19 protein-coding genes and 1 pseudogene are annotated in these 17,386 nt (G+C 35.6%); 7 read left to right on the top strand and 13 right to left on the bottom strand.

Annotation, left to right across the window (positions count from 1 at the left end):
* Positions 1–33 precede the first annotated feature (33 nt).
* The 7 genes from JCM9157_RS06495 to JCM9157_RS06465 form a co-directional block, all read right to left on the bottom strand.
* On the bottom strand, positions 34–219 hold the full coding sequence (locus tag JCM9157_RS06495) for a hypothetical protein (protein ID WP_035663187.1): 186 nt from the start codon (positions 217–219) through the stop codon (positions 34–36).
* A gap of 15 nt (positions 220–234) precedes the next feature.
* Positions 235–990, bottom strand: a complete 756-nt coding sequence (locus tag JCM9157_RS06490; protein ID WP_035663186.1) for an exodeoxyribonuclease III — start codon at positions 988–990, stop codon at positions 235–237.
* Positions 991–1,081: 91 nt separating this feature from the next.
* Entirely contained in the window at positions 1,082–1,411 is a 330-nt protein-coding gene (locus JCM9157_RS06485; protein ID WP_035663185.1) for a hypothetical protein, read from the bottom strand.
* Positions 1,412–1,591: 180 nt separating this feature from the next.
* On the bottom strand, positions 1,592–2,365 hold the full coding sequence (locus JCM9157_RS06480; RefSeq protein WP_035663183.1) for an amino acid ABC transporter ATP-binding protein: 774 nt from the start codon (positions 2,363–2,365) through the stop codon (positions 1,592–1,594).
* Positions 2,366–2,377: 12 nt separating this feature from the next.
* Positions 2,378–3,571, bottom strand: coding sequence for an amino acid ABC transporter permease (locus JCM9157_RS06475; RefSeq protein WP_035663182.1), 1,194 nt, complete (start codon positions 3,569–3,571; stop codon positions 2,378–2,380).
* A gap of 4 nt (positions 3,572–3,575) precedes the next feature.
* Positions 3,576–4,751 (bottom strand): amino acid ABC transporter permease, encoded by a 1,176-nt coding sequence (locus JCM9157_RS06470; RefSeq protein ID WP_035663181.1) that lies wholly within the window; start codon positions 4,749–4,751, stop codon positions 3,576–3,578.
* A 94-nt stretch (positions 4,752–4,845) separates the two neighbouring features.
* Positions 4,846–5,937, bottom strand: a complete 1,092-nt coding sequence (locus JCM9157_RS06465) for an amino acid ABC transporter substrate-binding protein (RefSeq protein ID WP_035663264.1) — start codon at positions 5,935–5,937, stop codon at positions 4,846–4,848.
* 304 nt (positions 5,938–6,241) lie between these two features.
* Between JCM9157_RS06465 and JCM9157_RS06460 the strand changes: the two genes are divergently transcribed.
* Positions 6,242–7,108, top strand: a complete 867-nt coding sequence (locus JCM9157_RS06460) for a dimethylarginine dimethylaminohydrolase family protein (RefSeq protein WP_052012985.1) — start codon at positions 6,242–6,244, stop codon at positions 7,106–7,108.
* Positions 7,109–7,170: 62 nt separating this feature from the next.
* A complete protein-coding gene (locus JCM9157_RS06455) occupies positions 7,171–8,109 on the top strand; it encodes an MBL fold metallo-hydrolase (RefSeq protein ID WP_035663179.1) in 939 nt (312 codons plus the stop codon).
* Here the strand turns inward: JCM9157_RS06455 and JCM9157_RS06450 are convergent.
* The 3 genes and pseudogenes from JCM9157_RS06450 to JCM9157_RS06440 form a co-directional block, all read right to left on the bottom strand.
* Positions 8,106–9,242 (bottom strand): Ger(x)C family spore germination protein, encoded by a 1,137-nt coding sequence (locus JCM9157_RS06450; protein ID WP_035663178.1) that lies wholly within the window; start codon positions 9,240–9,242, stop codon positions 8,106–8,108. The two genes, JCM9157_RS06455 and JCM9157_RS06450, sit on opposite strands and share 4 nt — an antisense overlap.
* On the bottom strand, positions 9,239–10,324 hold the full coding sequence (locus JCM9157_RS06445) for a GerAB/ArcD/ProY family transporter (RefSeq protein WP_035663177.1): 1,086 nt from the start codon (positions 10,322–10,324) through the stop codon (positions 9,239–9,241). Before JCM9157_RS06445 ends, JCM9157_RS06450 begins: the two co-directional genes overlap by 4 nt.
* Positions 10,308–11,607 (bottom strand): annotated as a pseudogene (locus JCM9157_RS06440) (spore germination protein). The gene JCM9157_RS06445 and the pseudogene JCM9157_RS06440 overlap by 17 nt, the downstream one beginning before the upstream one ends.
* 366 nt (positions 11,608–11,973) lie before the next feature.
* Between JCM9157_RS06440 and JCM9157_RS06430 the strand changes: the two are divergent.
* A complete protein-coding gene (locus JCM9157_RS06430) occupies positions 11,974–12,153 on the top strand; it encodes a hypothetical protein (protein WP_035663174.1) in 180 nt (59 codons plus the stop codon).
* Positions 12,154–12,201: 48 nt separating this feature from the next.
* On the opposite strand, the gene JCM9157_RS06425 is transcribed toward JCM9157_RS06430, so the two are convergent.
* Positions 12,202–13,074: a metal-dependent hydrolase gene (locus JCM9157_RS06425; protein WP_035663172.1), complete on the bottom strand. Its 873-nt coding sequence runs from the start codon at positions 13,072–13,074 to the stop codon at positions 12,202–12,204.
* Between the two features lie 131 nt (positions 13,075–13,205).
* Between JCM9157_RS06425 and JCM9157_RS06420 the strand changes: the two genes are divergently transcribed.
* Complete coding sequence (locus tag JCM9157_RS06420; protein ID WP_052012983.1) at positions 13,206–14,582, top strand: amino acid permease; 1,377 nt, start codon at positions 13,206–13,208, stop codon at positions 14,580–14,582.
* Here the strand turns inward: JCM9157_RS06420 and JCM9157_RS06415 are convergent.
* Both JCM9157_RS06415 and JCM9157_RS23870 read right to left on the bottom strand, forming a co-directional pair.
* Positions 14,566–15,195, bottom strand: coding sequence for a LysE family transporter (locus tag JCM9157_RS06415; RefSeq protein ID WP_035663171.1), 630 nt, complete (start codon positions 15,193–15,195; stop codon positions 14,566–14,568). The genes JCM9157_RS06420 and JCM9157_RS06415 overlap by 17 nt on opposite strands.
* Before the next feature lie 173 nt (positions 15,196–15,368).
* The gene (locus tag JCM9157_RS23870; RefSeq protein WP_081734076.1) at positions 15,369–15,479 is read right to left on the bottom strand and encodes a YjcZ family sporulation protein; all 111 of its coding nucleotides are present in this window, start codon (positions 15,477–15,479) and stop codon (positions 15,369–15,371) included.
* A gap of 204 nt (positions 15,480–15,683) precedes the next feature.
* On the opposite strand from JCM9157_RS23870, the gene JCM9157_RS06410 reads away from it, so the two are divergent.
* The 3 genes from JCM9157_RS06410 to JCM9157_RS25660 all read left to right on the top strand — a co-directional run bounded on the left by JCM9157_RS06410 (position 15,684) and on the right by JCM9157_RS25660 (position 17,379).
* Positions 15,684–16,310 carry a YitT family protein gene (locus JCM9157_RS06410; protein ID WP_035663170.1) on the top strand — a complete coding sequence of 209 codons (627 nt, stop codon included), beginning with the start codon at positions 15,684–15,686 and terminating at the stop codon, positions 16,308–16,310.
* A gap of 101 nt (positions 16,311–16,411) precedes the next feature.
* A complete protein-coding gene (locus JCM9157_RS06405) occupies positions 16,412–17,203 on the top strand; it encodes a tripartite tricarboxylate transporter substrate binding protein (protein ID WP_052012982.1) in 792 nt (263 codons plus the stop codon).
* 23 nt (positions 17,204–17,226) lie between these two features.
* Complete coding sequence (locus tag JCM9157_RS25660; protein ID WP_369384704.1) at positions 17,227–17,379, top strand: hypothetical protein; 153 nt, start codon at positions 17,227–17,229, stop codon at positions 17,377–17,379.
* Positions 17,380–17,386 lie beyond the last annotated feature (7 nt).

Raw genomic sequence — 17,386 nt, 5'->3', positions numbered from 1 at the left:
TATATGACTTTTTGAGTAGGCCCCCATTTTGAATCAAAGGTAAATCCAAACTAAGGCAATAATAATACTTAAAAGTGGAATGAGAGCAATATAGATTACAGATAATTTTGTTATATTTTTATTTTTATCATAATCTGGATCAACTGATTGTGTCAGTATTAGCGTAATGACGAGAGCGATTATACATACAACAACAGCTAATGAAATCATTAAAGTCATAACTTGACTCCTTTTTTAAACAGATAACTCGATCGCAATTGGACAGTGATCGCTTCCTAAAACATCACAGTGGATTTCGGCTTTCTCCAAGCGTTCCTTTAACCTCTCAGAGACAATGAAATAATCTATTCTCCATCCAATGTTTCTTTCTCTAACTTTATTCATATAAGACCACCAAGTGTAGGAAAATTCTTTTGTCGGATATAGATACCGAAACGAATCAATGAAACCTGACTCTAGCAACTGAGTCATTTTCCCCCGCTCTTCCATTGTAAACCCCGAATTATTTTTGTTTGTTTTCGGATTTCTAAGGTCTATTTCTTGATGAGCAACATTCAAATCTCCACACAAAACAATAGGTTTAAATTGATCTAGCTTTAACAAATAATTTCGAAATGCGTCTTCCCATTCTAACCTATAATCTAGTCTTGCTAAATCTCTTTTAGCATTAGGTGTATATACATTTATAAGATAAAAAGAAGAAAATTCTAATGTAATAACTCGACCTTCTTTTTCTACAAAATTATCACCTAAACCAAATTGAACATTCTCTGGCTTTATCTTTGAAAAAACGGCCGTACCAGAGTACCCTTTTTTCTCTGCATCATTCCAATATTGATGATAGCCAGGAAGCTCAAGCTTAATTTGACTTTGTTGGCATTTCGTTTCTTGTAGACAAAATATATCTGCATCCATCTCTTCAAAAAAAGATAAAAATCCCTTTGTCACACAAGCACGAATCCCATTAACATTCCAAGAAATTAATTTCATAATGACACAATCTTCCCCTTAAATCACAAATGATAAGTTTATTATAAAGGAACAAAAACTGAAAATAAATAAAACCGAACTTAAAGTTCGGCTAGTCGTCTGTTGGTAACTTCATCATTCTATCATTATTATCATCGTCTTTCACGTCAAATAAATTCCCTAAATAGAAATCAGAGATAATTGGTACCATCTTCTCTTGGATAAAATCTGAGCTCGCTTTTAAAGATTGATTGGCTGTTTCTGTAAGTTCCTCCGGAGTGAAATCTAATATGACGATTAAAACTGTGCTAATAATAACGAAAAAGATAGCAGCCTTAAATAAAGTTTTCACAAGATTCACAACTAAAAACAGCGCTATAATCGCACAAATAAGAATAAACAAGTTTGATTGTGACTGACCCAATTCGACTAAATGTTCCACAGCTCCTCCTTGTATAAAAGTACTTATATGACCATTATAAACGAGTCGTCACTCTTTAAACATTATTAATCAAAATTCCGTATCTTCTGATTTTATCTTAAGGCTTATTACTAAGTTAAATAAACATGAAAAGTTATTCTAAAGGTCTTGATAAGACTCCTTAGAATAACCCGTAAACAACTAAATAATTTTCGATAAAAATAATTTTGTTCGCTCATGTTTAGGATGATCAAATAATTCCTCTGGTGTTCCCATTTCAATAATCTCACCCTGATCAAATAAAATAATGCGGTCCGCAACTTCTCTCGCAAAATTCATCTCATGTGTCACAACAAGCATTGTCATTCCCGTATGACATAATTCCTTCATAACATCTAACACTTCTTTCACCATTTCAGGATCTAACGCCGAAGTGGGTTCATCAAACAGCATGATTTTCGGTTGCATTGCCAACGCTCTAGCTATGGCAACACGTTGTTGTTGCCCTCCTGATAACTGTCCTGGAAATTTCAGAGCTTGCTCTGGAATACCTACTCGTTCTAACAATTCCATTGCTATCTTTTCAGCTTTTTCCTTTGGCCATTTACGAACCCAGATCGGAGCTAAAGTAATATTCTTTAAAATGGTCAAATGCGGGAATAAGTTAAAAGATTGAAATACCATACCTGTTTCTTTTCGAATAGCTTCTACCTTTTTTATATCTTTCGATAGAGTGATTCCATCAACTGTAATTTCACCACTTTGAAACTCTTCAAGAGCATTAATCGTGCGAATAAAGGTCGATTTCCCTGAACCAGAAGGACCTAATATCACAACAATTTCACCTTTTTTTATGTCAACACTTACATCCTTTAATACGTGTAAATCTGAACTATACCACTTATTTAAATCTCGACAAGATATTAAAACCTCTTTATTATCTAAAGGAATCTCCGGTTTAAAATTCGGTATCATGTTTAACGCTCCTTATCTACTCGTTTTGATAGCTAATTCAAGCTTTCTACTCATGTAAGACATAAAATAACATAGAATCCAGAAAACAAATGCCACAAATAAAAACACCTCCATTTGTCTCCCAAGAAATTCAGGATTAGCAATGATGGACCTGCCAATTCCTAATATGTCAACTAAGCCTACAATAGCCACAAGAGTTGTATCTTTTAGCATAGAGATTGAATGTCCCACCATTGAGGGAATGGTCACTCGTAACGCCTGTGGCAATATAACAAAAGAAGTGGTTTTCACTGTATTTAAGCCTAGTGCACGAGCTGCTTCATATTGACTATTTGGAATAGATTGAAGGCCCCCTCTCACATTTTCAGCAACATAGGCCGCACTGAATAAAGTAAATCCAACCATGACCCTTATTAAATTATCAATGGTAATTCCAGCAGGTAAAAAAAGAGGTAGCATGACTTGAGCCATGAATAAGACGGTAATTAACGGTACACCTCGGATAAGTTCAATATAAACGACACTTATCCATTTAATAATAGGAAGCTTACTCGTACGCCCAAGTGCTAATAAAACACCTAACGGAAATGAGAGCACAATCGCTACCAAAGCAACTAAGATGGTGAGTAAAAAACCGCCCCATACATTCGTTTTCACAATTGGAAGTAATCCAAATCCATGTAATAAAAAGACACTTAGTGGAAAAGCTAAAATCCAACCTATCCAAGAAAAACGTTTTAATGGTTGAAATTTATTAGCTAATAAATAAGCGATTAACATGATGGCAATGTTTGTAATCAACCATAATCTTGAATTCACTGATATAAAAGGAATCATAACCGAACATCCATAGATGATTAAAATACCTATTAGCATCGTTCTTGCTAATCCTTTATAAATACCAGCTGATAATCCGGCTAAGAAACTTACGATTCCAAGACAAGTCCAAACTCGCCAAAGCTCTTCTTTAGGATATTGTCCGACGGCAAATAATTTTAGATTTCGCTCAATAACAGACCAATCTGCCTCCAAAAAAACCCAGGTTAAAGTCGATTTTAAAATAAGAAATAACACACTCCCGATTAAAACAGTTAAAATGCTATTAAACCAACTACTAAATAGATTTTGTTTTAACCAGTTAGCAGGGTTTACTGGGGTGACAGGTAATTGTTTCAATTCTTTAGTAGACTCCGTACCAGTACTCAAACTATCACCTCTCTACTAATTTAGTAGCATTATTGTATATATTCATAATGATGGCAGTTATTAAACTTATAGTTAAATAAGCAATTAACATAATGATGATTACTTCAATCGCTCGCCCTGATTGATTTAAAACGGTGTTTCCAACACTGAAAAGATCGGGGTAACCAACAGCTACGGCTAAGCTTGAATTTTTAGCAAGATTTAAATATTGACTCGTTACAGGTGGTATGATTGTTCTTATAGCCTGGGGGAAAATAACAAAGCTCAGTGTGGAAAACTTACTTAATCCTAATGCATTGGCGGCTTCTAACTGCCCTTTTGAAACAGCTAAAATCCCTCCACGAACAATTTCAGTTATATAAGAAGCTGTATAAAAAACAAGTCCAAATAATATAGCTGAAAATTCAGGTGTAAACCTCAATCCACCTAAAACTTGCATTCCATCAACTACTGGTAAGCTAGCAGTAACAGGCGGACGTCCCGTAATAGCAAAAGCTACAATCGCAAACAACAAAAATAACCCAATTCCCCATAAAACCGGAAATTTCTTCTCACCTGTTTCAATGCGCCTTTTTACCATCCATCTCCAAACACCAATAGTTGCAAAAAGGGCAAAAACCATAATAATAAACCAAATGATAGAACTTGTATGAAGGTCAAACCAAGGAAATACTAGTCCTCTGTTACTTATTATTGCCCCAGCAAAATGAGTAGCTTCTTGTATTCTTGGTAATGGTAGAAAAATAGCAAAATACCAAATGAAAATTTGTACCAACACCGGTGTATTTCTGAAAATTTCTACGTATAATCCTGAAACAGTTCTGGCTAACCAGTTGCTAGATAAACGCGCAATTCCCATAACGACGCCAAGTATTGTTGTTAATATAATCCCTATTATTGTCACTTTTAACGTGTTAGAAAAACCAACAATAAGAGCTCTACTATAAGAATCTGTTGGAGAATATTGTAAGAACTTTTCTCCTATTGGAAATGATGCAGTTGCATTTAAAAATTGAAAACCAAATTTAATCCCGGCCCGGTTTAAACCTGCAATAGCATTTTGTATGAGTATGTAAAAAACACCTATTAGCAAACTTAGAAAGATGATCTGAAGAAAAAAATGAATGACTTTAATATTCCTCCAGAAGGGAACAGTTTCTTTCAAAACTTTATTTTCCATTCATTATTCACCTCTTATTAAAGTCTATAATGAAAGGTCTGTCTCAAAAGTCACAATGCAACTTTTAAGACAACCTCTCCAAAATTAAGTATCATTATCTAAATGGTGGTGAATAAAGTATTCCTCCATCTGTATACTGAGCATTAATCCCACGATCTAATCCAAATGCACTTTCCTTACCTAAGTTACGCTCGTAAATTTCAGAGTAGTTACCAACTTGTTTTATAATTTGATAAACAAAGTCATTTTCTAATCCGAGTTGTTCACCTAAGTTACCTTCTACACCTAAAAACCGAAGAATGTCGGGATCTTCACTTGTCATAAACTCATCAACATTAGCAGAAGTAATTCCATACTCTTCAGCTTGAATAGTTGCGTAAGTCGCCCATTGCATAATGTCAAAGAAATTGGAATCACCATCAAGAACAGCTGGTCCAAGTGGTTCTTTAGACATTACTTCAGGCAAAACGACATGACCATTTGGATCTTGCATCGTAGTCATTCGAGAAGCTAATGCAGATTGATCCGTTGTCCAAGCGTCAATAGTTCCAGATTCATATGCAGCTACCAATCCATCTTGGTCTTGGAATACGACTGCTTCAAAATCAATTCCTCTCTTACTCAACTGGTCCATCAAATTCAATTCCGTTGTTGTTCCTTGTTCAACCCCAATTCTAGCTCCTTGTAATTCTTCCAGAGATGAAATACCACTATCTTTTGGTACCATCATCCCTTGCCCATCATAAAAAGTTGGTGGACCAAACGCTAACCCAACCTCTGCATCACGACTGAGCGTCCAAGTTGTGTTACGTATAAGAATATCTACTTCTCCTGTTTGAACAGCTGTAAAGCGTTCTTGAGAGGATAAAGGACGATATTCAATCGCGTCCTTGTCCCCAAAAATAGCAGCTGCTACAACTTGCCCAAATTCAATATCAAATCCTTCATATTGACCATCTGAATTCATATAACCAAACCCAGGAAGTTGATTATTCGTTCCTAATATTAATTTACCTCGATCCTTAATTTCTGCCAGTTTAGAGCCATTCACTTTAGTAGTTTCAGTACCTCCAGTAGCATCTGTTGTTTCGGTAGGTGGAGCTGCCACGTCTTCGTCTGAACATCCTGTTAAAATTAATGCGAAAATCGAAAAAATTCCAAGTAACATCACCAATCTTTTTACCATCTTTTTACCCCCTGTCTTAATTTCGAGAAAAGTTTGTTTCATTTGTTCTAAACTAGTTATAGCTTTTTTTTCATAATATTTTAATAATTTTGTCATATAACATCTCACACTTTCCTGATCAATAGGCGAAGATAAGATAAAAAATTGACTAAATATCTTCGTAAAGTTTATTCATCTCTATTCCAGACATTATTTGTTGTCAGATCATAAAGACCACGCGTATGAGCGAATCTTTTAAGAAACATAAAAAAAAGGTAAAAGGAAATACTATATCCAGATTGAAGAAAAATTGGAGGAATAATTTATGTCTTTATTTTCTAAAACACCTATCAAACCTTTTGCCAGTAGTGAGTACGACGTGCTAAAAAAAGTTATTTTATGTAAACCTGAATATATGACAATTAGAGACGTCATTAATGAAACTCAGAAAAAATTCAAAGATGAAGGTATCCATATAGAACTAGCGTTAGCCCAACACAAAAAATTTGTCCAAACATTAAAAGATCATGATGTTGATGTCATTCTTTTACCTGCTCTAAAAATGTTTCCTGAACAAGTTTTCACTCGGGATATCGGGTTTACTGCTGGTCACATTATGTTCGTAGCAGAGATGGCTAATAAACTTAGGCAAGGTGAAGAAGAAGTTCTAAAAGGTTGGTTAGAACAACAGGATATGTCTTATTTCAATTTAAGAGGAGATATGATTGAAGGTGGTGACGTTATCGTCAATGGAAATTGTATTTATGTTGGTTTAAGTGATCGTACGAACCAACAAGCGATTGATCATTTGCAAACCATTTTACCTCACTATGAGATTGTTACAATACCTTTCACTGAAAAATATCTTCATTTAGATTGTGTATTTAATATTATTTCACCAACAGAAGCTCTTTTCTTTCCAGGAGCTTTCACTCAGAAAGAAATTGATATATTAGCGTCACGATTTGAATTGATTGAAGTATCGGAGGAAGAGCAATTCACCTTAGGAACAAACGTTCTCTCAATTGGTAATAAAAAAATATTTAGCTTGCCAGTAAATAAGGATGTGAACGAAAAGTTAAGGAATCGTGGATATGAAATCGTCGAGGTTGATATAACAGAAATAATTAAATCTGGAGGATCATTTCGCTGCTGTACCTTACCTGTATTACGAGATGGTGACCAGCAGTAAAATATAAGGATGTCTAAACACGGACATCCTTTTTATCATTGTATTTTGGAGGAGATTTAAATTTGAAAAAGCGATATCAAAATTTAGATGATGTGAATAGTCGGCAATTTAATCCATTCAAGCTTATTCATTACTTTTATAACAGAAATAAAAACAAGGATTTAAAAAGTCGTATTGCTATTCATGACAAAAGAAAACAAATCCTCCCCTTTTGTTCAAAAGAAATCTCTTATACTTGGATCGGCCACTCTACGTTCCTTATTCAAATACAAGATGTTACCATTTTAACAGACCCAGTGTTTTCTAGACGGATGGGAGTGGAAAAACGTTTAGTCCCACTAGGTATTGAAGTGAATGATTTGCCCGAAATAGACCTTGTTTTAATTTCACATGCTCATTATGATCATTTAGACTTCCCTTCTTTGAGAAAAATAAAAGGTCAACCTCAATTTTTTGTTCCCGCAGGAGTAAAACACCTATTAACTAGACGCGGATACAAAGATGTTGTTGAAGCAAATTGGTGGGAGCATCACTCCTTTAAAACGATAAATCTAGATTTTGTACCATCTCAGCATTGGAGCAGACGAGGTCCTTTTGATAAAAATAAAGCTCACTGGGGAGGATGGATCATTACAAATTCAACAAAAACACTTTATTTTGTAGGAGATACAGCTTATTTTCGTGGCTTTAAAGAGATTGGTCGAAAATATAATATCGATACTGTTCTTATGCCAATTGGTGATTATGAGCCAGACTGGTTATCAGGTCTAGCCCATATCAATCCGGAAAAAGCAGTTCAAGCTTTTCTTGATCTTCAAGCATCTTGTTTTGTTCCCATGCATTACGGAACATATCGCCTTTCGATGGACACCGGACCTGAAGCTCTCCAAAGGTTACAAAAAGAATGGCGTAAACAAAGATTACCTCAAGAAAAATTAAACATATTGAAGATAGGAGAAACATCATCAACGAACAGACAAGAAGAAAACTCGGGTGATTAGCGCCCGAGTTTTTGTTTATTAATAAACCCTCTTTGTCCTGTATTATCGACTTCAAAGTCAACTTTGATATCAAACGTCGCTTCCTGCCAACCTTTTTCATTCCATTTCAATTGACTAAAATACTCTGGATGATTGGCCCAAATACGATGCCCGAGTAACCATGGCTCAGCATTTGCTAATTGCATTTTTTTAATTAAATCTTCCAATTGCTCAGTAAACTGTTTACTAACCTCTTCTTCCACCTTCTGTATTAGCGAAGTATCTACTTTTCGGTTCAGATCGTTTGCCGAAAGGATTTCTCCGTTTCCTTGAATACGAATCGAAAAATGAACTGGTTTCGTTCGTTTAATCTCAACATCTTGCTTCAAATTAATTCTTGAAAGAGAAATAAATTCTTCATTCTCTTCATCCATAGTCACTGTATAATTCATGAAGTCAATTTGATTATTTTTTAATAACTCCGAAAATCCTACTTCCGTCGGTTTAAATTTTTCTACAAGTTGATGATCCTTGAAAACCGCCATACCTTCAATCGCAATCTGTTCATCTTTTAATTTAGCTAAAGGAAGGGTTGCTGCTCCCGAGATCATATTACTATCCCTGCGATATTCAAACAACATTACGCCACGAGAGCGAGAAAGTTTTTGTTCTGCACGGAAATAACGTTCGAGATAAAGAGAGGGTAAATTAACAAGTGGAGATTCTTTCACAATAAATTCTTTTGCAGATCCTTCAACAACAATAAGAAACACTTGATTACCAACAGTAGATTCTCTACCGAAAAGGTCTAAAATAAGAGGTAAATCTTCTTTGGCAAGTTGTTCAGATACTAATACCGCTTTTAAATGTCCGAAAAACAAAACAGAAGGAGTAATGGCTTCTAAATCTGCTAAGGCATCCCAAAGAGTATTTGCTTCTGTTGTAAAGATTTCAAATTCTCTAGCTTGTGGTGAAAGACCTCCTTCCCCTCCCTCTGTTAAAATCGGTAACTGAATAGAAACAGAAAACCTCTCATTTTCTCCTTCATCAACTGCAACACCCATAATAACAGACCGATGATCAAGTTCCCGAGAATCAGGAGCGCAGCCAATCATTAGAAAAATGAACATCAATAAAACCCAGCGATTTTTCATGACTTTACCTTCCTATTAATCAATATAAGCAACAAAATAGTTGGTAAAACCAACGTATAAGCCAACGTATTATAATTATGAAACCCCCAACCAGTATGAGAATACCCTGCTGTTGTAATTGTTAAAACTAGCATAAATCCTAAATAAAAAACTGTAATGAGAAGGCGATTTACTTGCGGCAGCAGTTTCAGCGTAATATGTACAATAAACCAAACATGAATGATAACCATTTTGAAGAATACCACGATCCAAAACATTAAATATAATAAATCCAATCGCTCAAATACTCCGTGACCCGGTAGGAATGTTTGTGTTAGAACAATTAACGGAGAAATTAAGCTTAGTGATTCGTCGAAACCAAACGTTCCAAGAACGATAATACTTAAGGTTACATATAGAAGAGTTACAAATCCTAAGCCCAACCCCATAGAGGCAAATGTTCTTTCACCTTGTTTGACGTATGATAAAAAAGCAAGGAGTGTAAAAACACCTCCAAAACGTGCTAGATCTGAAATAGACGCTTTTAAAAAATCAATCATGTTTCCCTCATGTATCGGAGGAATATAAATCCACCGAAAGTAATCTGAGAACCCTAAAACAAAAAGTGAAATTATAAATAAACATTCTATAAAAAATAAAGTGACTAAAAAGCGAGTAATGGCTTTTATGTCGTAATATACAGCTAAACAAACCGTTGCTAAAAAACTAAGCAAAATAATCCATTTCGGTGTATTAGGAAGCAAATAAATTTCAATAATTTGATTCATCCCACTAAATTGAATAACCCCTGCATACAATGTACTTCCTACAAGGTAAAGAAAAATAACCCAAACAATCCATTTTGGCATAAAAGACTTTATTTCATCGAAGAAATCTATGTTGTTTCTTTTTTTATAAAAGATATATATAAGCCATAAAAGTAAAAAATACGGGCCACTCCCAACTAGTAATTGGAGCCACTCGTTCCTTAACTCTTCCTCTCCGGCGTAAGGTAAGACACCTACCCCAAGTCCTACCGTTGAGCAAACAGTGAAGACAAATACATCAAATGATCGAAACGAACTATTAAGGCTTGCTTTCACTATGCTTGCTCCTTTCTACTTGTGAATTTCTTGATGAAAATCGAAAAAAAATATCCAAAAGTTTTCTTATATTTAAAGGAGCCAATGGAGTTAAATAAGGCTTAGAAAATGATTCTATCGAGCAAAGATGTAATAATACGACACATAACCCAAGAGTCATTCCATATAAACCCATAAAAGAAGATACAATTAAAATACAATAACGTACTAAGCGCCAAGAGGAAGCTAACTCCCATGATGGTACGGTAAAAGATGCAATTGCTGTCAAGGCGATAACGATAACCATGATACTACTTACAATCCCAGCATCAACGGCCGCTTGCCCAATTACTAAGCCTCCTACTATCCCAACTGTTTGTCCGATAATATTAGGAAGACGTATACTAGCTTCAACCAAAATATCAAGCGCAAACATCATAAGAATCGCTTCAAGCGCTGCTGGTAAAGGAATATTATTCCTAGATTCAACAATAGTCATCGCTAACGTTGTTGGGATCAACTCAGGATGAAAAGCGACCAAGGCGACATAGAGCGATGGCATGATAATGGAAATTACTAAACTTGCTAACCTTAGAAATCGAATAAAGAAAATATTCCAAGTTGAAGCTTGGTCGTTATCATCACTTGGTTGATAAAAACTTAATAAACTAATAGGCATGATGTTACAAAAAGCCGAGTTATCAATAAATAAAACTAATTTCCCTTGACCAAGTGCCATCGCAGCATGATCCACACGTTCTGTTTTCTTTATTTGCGGGAAAATTGAATTAGGCTTCTCAACTAATTGTTCTACAAGAGTATGTGAACTTGTTAGCTGGTCAATATCAATTGTTTCTAATTTAGATTTGACAGCTTGTAACGTTTCTTGATCAACAAATTCTTCGATATAAACGAGAGCGACTATTCTCTATAAAACCAAGCTTTGATCCATATATCTGTGGTTCCGTTGTTGGTTGACTAAAAGAACGTTTAACAGGATTTGATACCATAACTTCTAGTGGTTTTAAACCTGAAACGTGTAAAATCACGTTCCCACCCAGGCACCCACGTATTAATTCAGCCCAATTTTCAGGCTCAGAATAATTTTTACTTGTAATTACATCATCAAGTTTAACAAGCTCGCTTTTCACATGAGATCTTTCTGTTAGTGGTTGAACTATACTCAATTCAATCAGATTCTCATCAGTAAGTCCTTTAAAGAAATACAAGGTTGCTTTTTGATTAAAAGAGAATTCTATTGTTCGTTGATTAAAATCATCACTATCTTTAAATATTTTCTGCATAACTGATTTAACTTGCGCTGAGTCAGTAGGAAGTTTATCGGTAGATTTAATACCGAACTTTTTTAATAACTCTTCTTCATACTTAAATTTAAATGAAGCTTCTTCTTTCAAATTTTGTTTCTTTAAATGAACTTTTTCCCTCCAAAACATGAGATCCCCTCCTGAGACCACTTACGTGTACTTCTAGTATGAGGAAATTGCGGATCGTTATTCCAGTAAGCTAAAAAAGGGTTATCCACAAAAAGTCTTTTAATGGCTTTCGAAATAACCCCTAACCTTTTTATTTTAGAATCTAGACAAAACACCGAACATATTTCACTACATTTCACATAGAATATATAGGTTTAAATAGAAGGGAGAAGCAACATGGATTTAACCGAAAAACACTTTGAACGATTAAGTAAGAAATCTTATCATACTCTAGAGAAGTTACAGCAACAGTATAAACAAGAATTTGGTGACTCTATTTCAAAAGAAGAATTACTTTCGTTAGTCATACGTTATTCTAAAGAAAAGGCTGGAAAAAGAGAAAAAAAGAGTAAATAGCAAAGAGCCACTAAAAGAAGATTTCCTTTTGGTGGCTTTTTGTAATAGTCATTCTTTTAACATGTATTCAAACAAAAAGGATTCCCCATTCCTATAAAACCTAGGGTCATAAATTCCTAATTTTTCATCTGTATTGACTACCACAACGAATGGCGACCATTGCTTAAGCACCTCAGCTTTAGGATTTTCTCGAAATAGCTCATCCAAATCAGCTTCTTCATCAGAAATTAATACATCCTGCAGTTGATTTTCTGACCAAATAGTCGAAGTATACAAATGGATTACATGTTCATTTTTCCCGACGACAGTAAACTGGCCTGGGATAAAATTAGCAGAGAGAGCTACATGATTGTATTGCTGGGTTGCTTCATTATGAATCACTAATCCCTGAACACACTGAATTGAAATATGAATAATAATAAAGAGCCAAGCTATTCTCCACACTTTATATCGTTTAATTTTTTTATTCCTTTTTACAATGATGAATCCAATAAGCAGAATAAACCAAATAACAAAGTCGACAATAGAAATGACTCCCATCGTAACTCTCGTTTGGGAAAAAGGCTCAAATACACCTGTCCCCCATGCGTTCAGCGAATCAGTCAAGCTATGAATAAAGACATTTATCAAGGCAATGTAAAAGATTAGCCGATCACTTTCTTTCCATATTAAATAGGCTAACGCATAAATAATAACAGCCCAAACTGGAACTAAGAAGAAGGAATGAGTTAGACCTCTATGCCACATTTGCTCCATCACTCTTCCGGTTTCAGTTACATTAGCAACAATATCAATATCAGGAATTTGACTAGCGACGAGCGCAGAAAATAAAAGAGCTCTTTTTGTTTTCACATCCATTTTCTCTTTGTTCACAGCTCCATATGTAGATAGTCCAAATAGAGTATGTGTAATCGTGTCCATTTCCAACACACCTTAACGATCATTTTGTACATTATCATACCGCGCCTCCTTATTATTGCCAAACAATACACATTTGTTTTTTACATAAACAAGTGGATTTGTTCGAACAATAGCAATGTATAAAAGGAGTGATGGAAATGAAGACAAAAGCAGGTGAACAAGCAGAAAAAAAACTTAGATGGTGGGAATTGTCTTTATTAGGTGTAGCAGGCACAATTGGAACAGGCTTTTTTCTAGGTTCGAGTATAGCAATTGATATGGCGGGTCCATCTGTTCTATTAGCCTTTGCCTTAGCTGCAGTTGGTACCTACTTTGTTTTTGAAGCTTTGGCCAAGATGACTATCGCTGATCCTCAAAAGGGGTCATTCCGCTCCTATGCCAAAAATGCCTACGGGCGCTGGGCTGGATTTAGTAGTGGTTGGGTGTACTGGATTTCAGAGATGCTTATTATGGGAAGTCAAATGACCGCATTATCTATTTTCACTCGTTTCTGGTTTCCTAACGTACCTTTATGGGTATTTGCATGTATCTATGCTGCACTTGGTATTATTGTCATTATAGTTGGAACAAAGAGTTTCGATCGAGTCGAAAATTTATTAGCCGTTCTTAAAATTGCTGCTATATTAAGCTTCATTATCATTGCTGGTTTGGCTTTATTCGGAGTGTTTGGACAAGGAGAGGAAACAGCGACCGTCCCACGCACTTACGGAACTTTTTTCCCAAATGGTGTGACAGGTTTATTGCCAGCATTCATATATGGATTTTATGGATTTGCAGGTATCGAGATTATGGGGCTTTTAGCCATTAGACTTAAAGAAATGACGGATGCACCTAAGTCGGGGAAGGTTATGCTTTTTGTTTTGGCCGTTATTTACATCGCCTCTGTTGGTTTAGCTTTATTAATGGTTCCATGGAATAACTTCTCCATAGAACAAAGTCCATTTGTTACAGCTCTAAGAGCCTTTAACATTCCATATGTAAATCATTTTTTTAATGCTGTATTTATTATTGCGGGTTTCTCGACAATGGTAGCATCTTTGTTTGCGGTAATAAGAATATTAGTTACATTAGCAGAAGACCATGATGCACCAAAAGTTTTTTCGAAAAGAGTAGGAAATAACATCGCATTACCTGCTATCGCATTAACGGCAGCAGGTATGATTGTGTCTATAGTGTTAGCGATTGTCATCCCAGGCAGACTATATGAATATGTCACAACAGCTGCTGGGATTATGCTTTTATATAACTGGCTGTTCATTTTAGGTTCTTACGGACGTCTATTGGATTTAACAACAAAAGATAAATTGAAACGTATATTAGGTTTTGTTCTTGTACTGTTAGGTGTAGGTGGAACCATTTTTCACACAACAAGTCGACCTGGATTTTTCATTAGTTTAGCTTTTATCGTCATTGTCGCTCTGGTTACATTAATTATGCGTCATTTCTGGAAGAAGAATCAGGGTGAAAATCCTCCTGAGCCCCCTACCTTATTTACGAAATTAAAATAAGCAATGCTTGAATTCCAAAATAGACACCAAACCCTATCAAAGAAAAACCAGATACAATAGAAATAATTGTGAGTAGTCTGTTTGTTAAGTACTTCCGCATTGTACTAGCAAGTGCAGCCATTGTTACATCCCATAATGTGATTCCAATAAAAATGGCTGCACAATATAAAATTAACTGACTCGTCCCATATGTAGTAACGGTTTTAGCTAAAATTGATCCAAAAATTCCTAACCAAAATAAAATTGTAAGAGGGTTAAATAAAGACATAAAAAAGCCAGCAAAAAATGATTTTAACTTCGACTCTTTTGTACTTCTACTTTTGGAAACTGAAATTCTGCCGGCCCCTGAAATACTTTCAATACCAGTGTAGACGAGTACAAAGAACCCAAAAATCCAAAGAAATGTCTGGATGATTGGTACCTCAATAAACTGAACAACCCCAACAAAAACAAGAAGCATATAAATGGCATCCGCAATAGTTGCTCCTAAACCAACAAGCCATGCATGTAAAAATCCGTTCTTAATTCCTTTATCTAACTGAGCTGCATTTACAGGCCCTATTGGCGCAGCTAAGCTTAATCCAAGAAAAATATACCCCAAGAACACACTCATTAAACCATCCTCCAGTATTTAAATTAAGTTAAGTCGGACAATCGAACCGCTTGTACATTGTATGAATCACCTTGCAAACTTAATACTGAAAGATATATTTCAAATCGCCTCTCTCTTTTTAAAACAAAAAAAATTGGCTCTCTCAGGAGCCAATTTTAAAACATTACATGAGATTAGTATGCGCCGTAGCCGCCTGCCCAGCTTGCACCGATGATTACTAATAAGATAAATAATACTACTAGTAACGCAAAGCCGCCACCGTATCCTGCAGTTGCATGTGTCATGAAAAACCATCTCCTTTTGTTTTCTGTTGATCTTACAATTTTATCCTATGTACGATTTAGAATTTCGTTTGGGCTCTTTGTCATTTTTCCGAAAAAAATTCTGATTATGTTTTAATAACCAAAATACATAAATAGTGAAACCGCTAATACAATTAAAATGGACAAGTAAAAAATGAGTTATAAAACTTATTCATAGGAGCTTATATGGTAAATTCCTTTAGAACTTATATTCTTATAACATGTGGAGGTTTAATTCAAGGGATGGCAATGGCTGTCTTTCTGTTCCCTCATTCTATTCCTTCTGGGGGAGCTGGTGGGCTTGCGGTATTATTAAATTATTGGTTAAATATACCTCTTAGTTTTGCTTTATGGCTTGTGAACTTCTCCTTGTTAGTCGCTGCGATTAAATGGTTAGGAAATGCAAGTGCAATCGGGACGATGTACGGGATAACAATCACATCTCTAGGAGTTCATCTTTTTAGTTTTCCATTGTACAGGCCTTATGAAAATGTATGGATTGATCTGGCGTTTGGTTCTGTTCTGTTAGGGATAGGAGTTGGAATTTTATTACGACAAGGTGTATCAAACGGAGGGATGGGTGTTATTGCTTTAATCATCGCTAAGATCAAAGAGATTCCACCTGGAAAACCTTTATTCCTATTGAATGGTTCCATCTTTGTATTTACTGCTTCCATTATTGCTTGGCCCATTGTCATTCAAGCTCTCTTATCACAATGGGTATCAACTAGAATGGTCGATTATCTTTTTAAACTTGATTTATATTTTGTAAAAGCTCCCTTCATAAGTTTAAGAAAAAGCAGGAAAAAGTAAATTATCAACTAAAAACATTGAGTTTATTTGAGTAGACAACATTCAAACCGCTTCTTTATGCATATTTCTAAAATGTACACATAAAGAAGGATGTGGTAAAAATGTTAAGAAAAACAGTTCCTATTTTTTTTCTTTGTTTCTTCATGATGATTTTAGCTAGTTGTTCTGACAACGGGACCTCAGATGACTTTCCTAACAAATCTATTCAACTCATTGTCGCCTTCTCCCCTGGAGCAGCAACAGACACACAAGCAAGAATTATTTCTAAATATGCGAGTACCTACCTCGGACAAGAGCTAGTAATCGTAAATAAACCTGGAGGTGGTGGTCAAGTAGGTTGGAATTCATTCTCCACTGTCGAACCAGATGGCTATACGCTAGCTGCTTACAACTTACCACATATCATTACGCAACCATTAGTAGGTCAAACCAGTTTCGATATTGATACATTTGAGCCTCTAGTTAACTGGGGAGGAGATCCAACCGTATTTGCCGTTAAAAGCGATAGTGACATCCACAGCCTTGATGATTTAGTTGAGCAAGCTCGAAAGTCCCCAAATAGTATCACAGTTGGAAATGCAGGACTTTATGTAGGTCAACATTTAGCTACCCTCTTGTTAGAAGATACAGCTAATATTCAGGTAGAAGACGTTCCGTTTCCAGGTGCAGCAGATGCAATCGCTTCATTACTTGGAGGACATACAGATGTAGTTGCAGGTAACCTTTCTGATATTTACAGGTTAGGTTCTGATGTCAGACCGCTTGCTATCGCTACTGAGGAAAGACACTCATTCGCACCAGACATACCCACTTTTTCTGAGTTAGGTTATCCTGAGGTTATCATGAGACTGACCGTGGTATTGCAGCACGAAAAGGCACTCCACAAGAAGTGATAGATAAGCTTGAGGAAGCTTTTATGAATATATTGCAAGACGAAGATTTTCTAGCTGAGATGGAGCAAGCAGGGGCAGATATGCTTATTATGGACCGGGAGCAAGTGATCGCTGATATGGAAATAAGAACAGAAACATATCAGGCTCTACTCGATTCAATTGGTGTCACTCAATAAGATTAAT

It is taken from the genome of Halalkalibacter akibai JCM 9157 (assembly GCF_000513135.1).
Lineage (GTDB): Bacteria > Bacillota > Bacilli > Bacillales > Bacillaceae_D > Halalkalibacter > Halalkalibacter akibai.
This window is presented reverse-complemented; position numbering and strand designations above follow the sequence as displayed.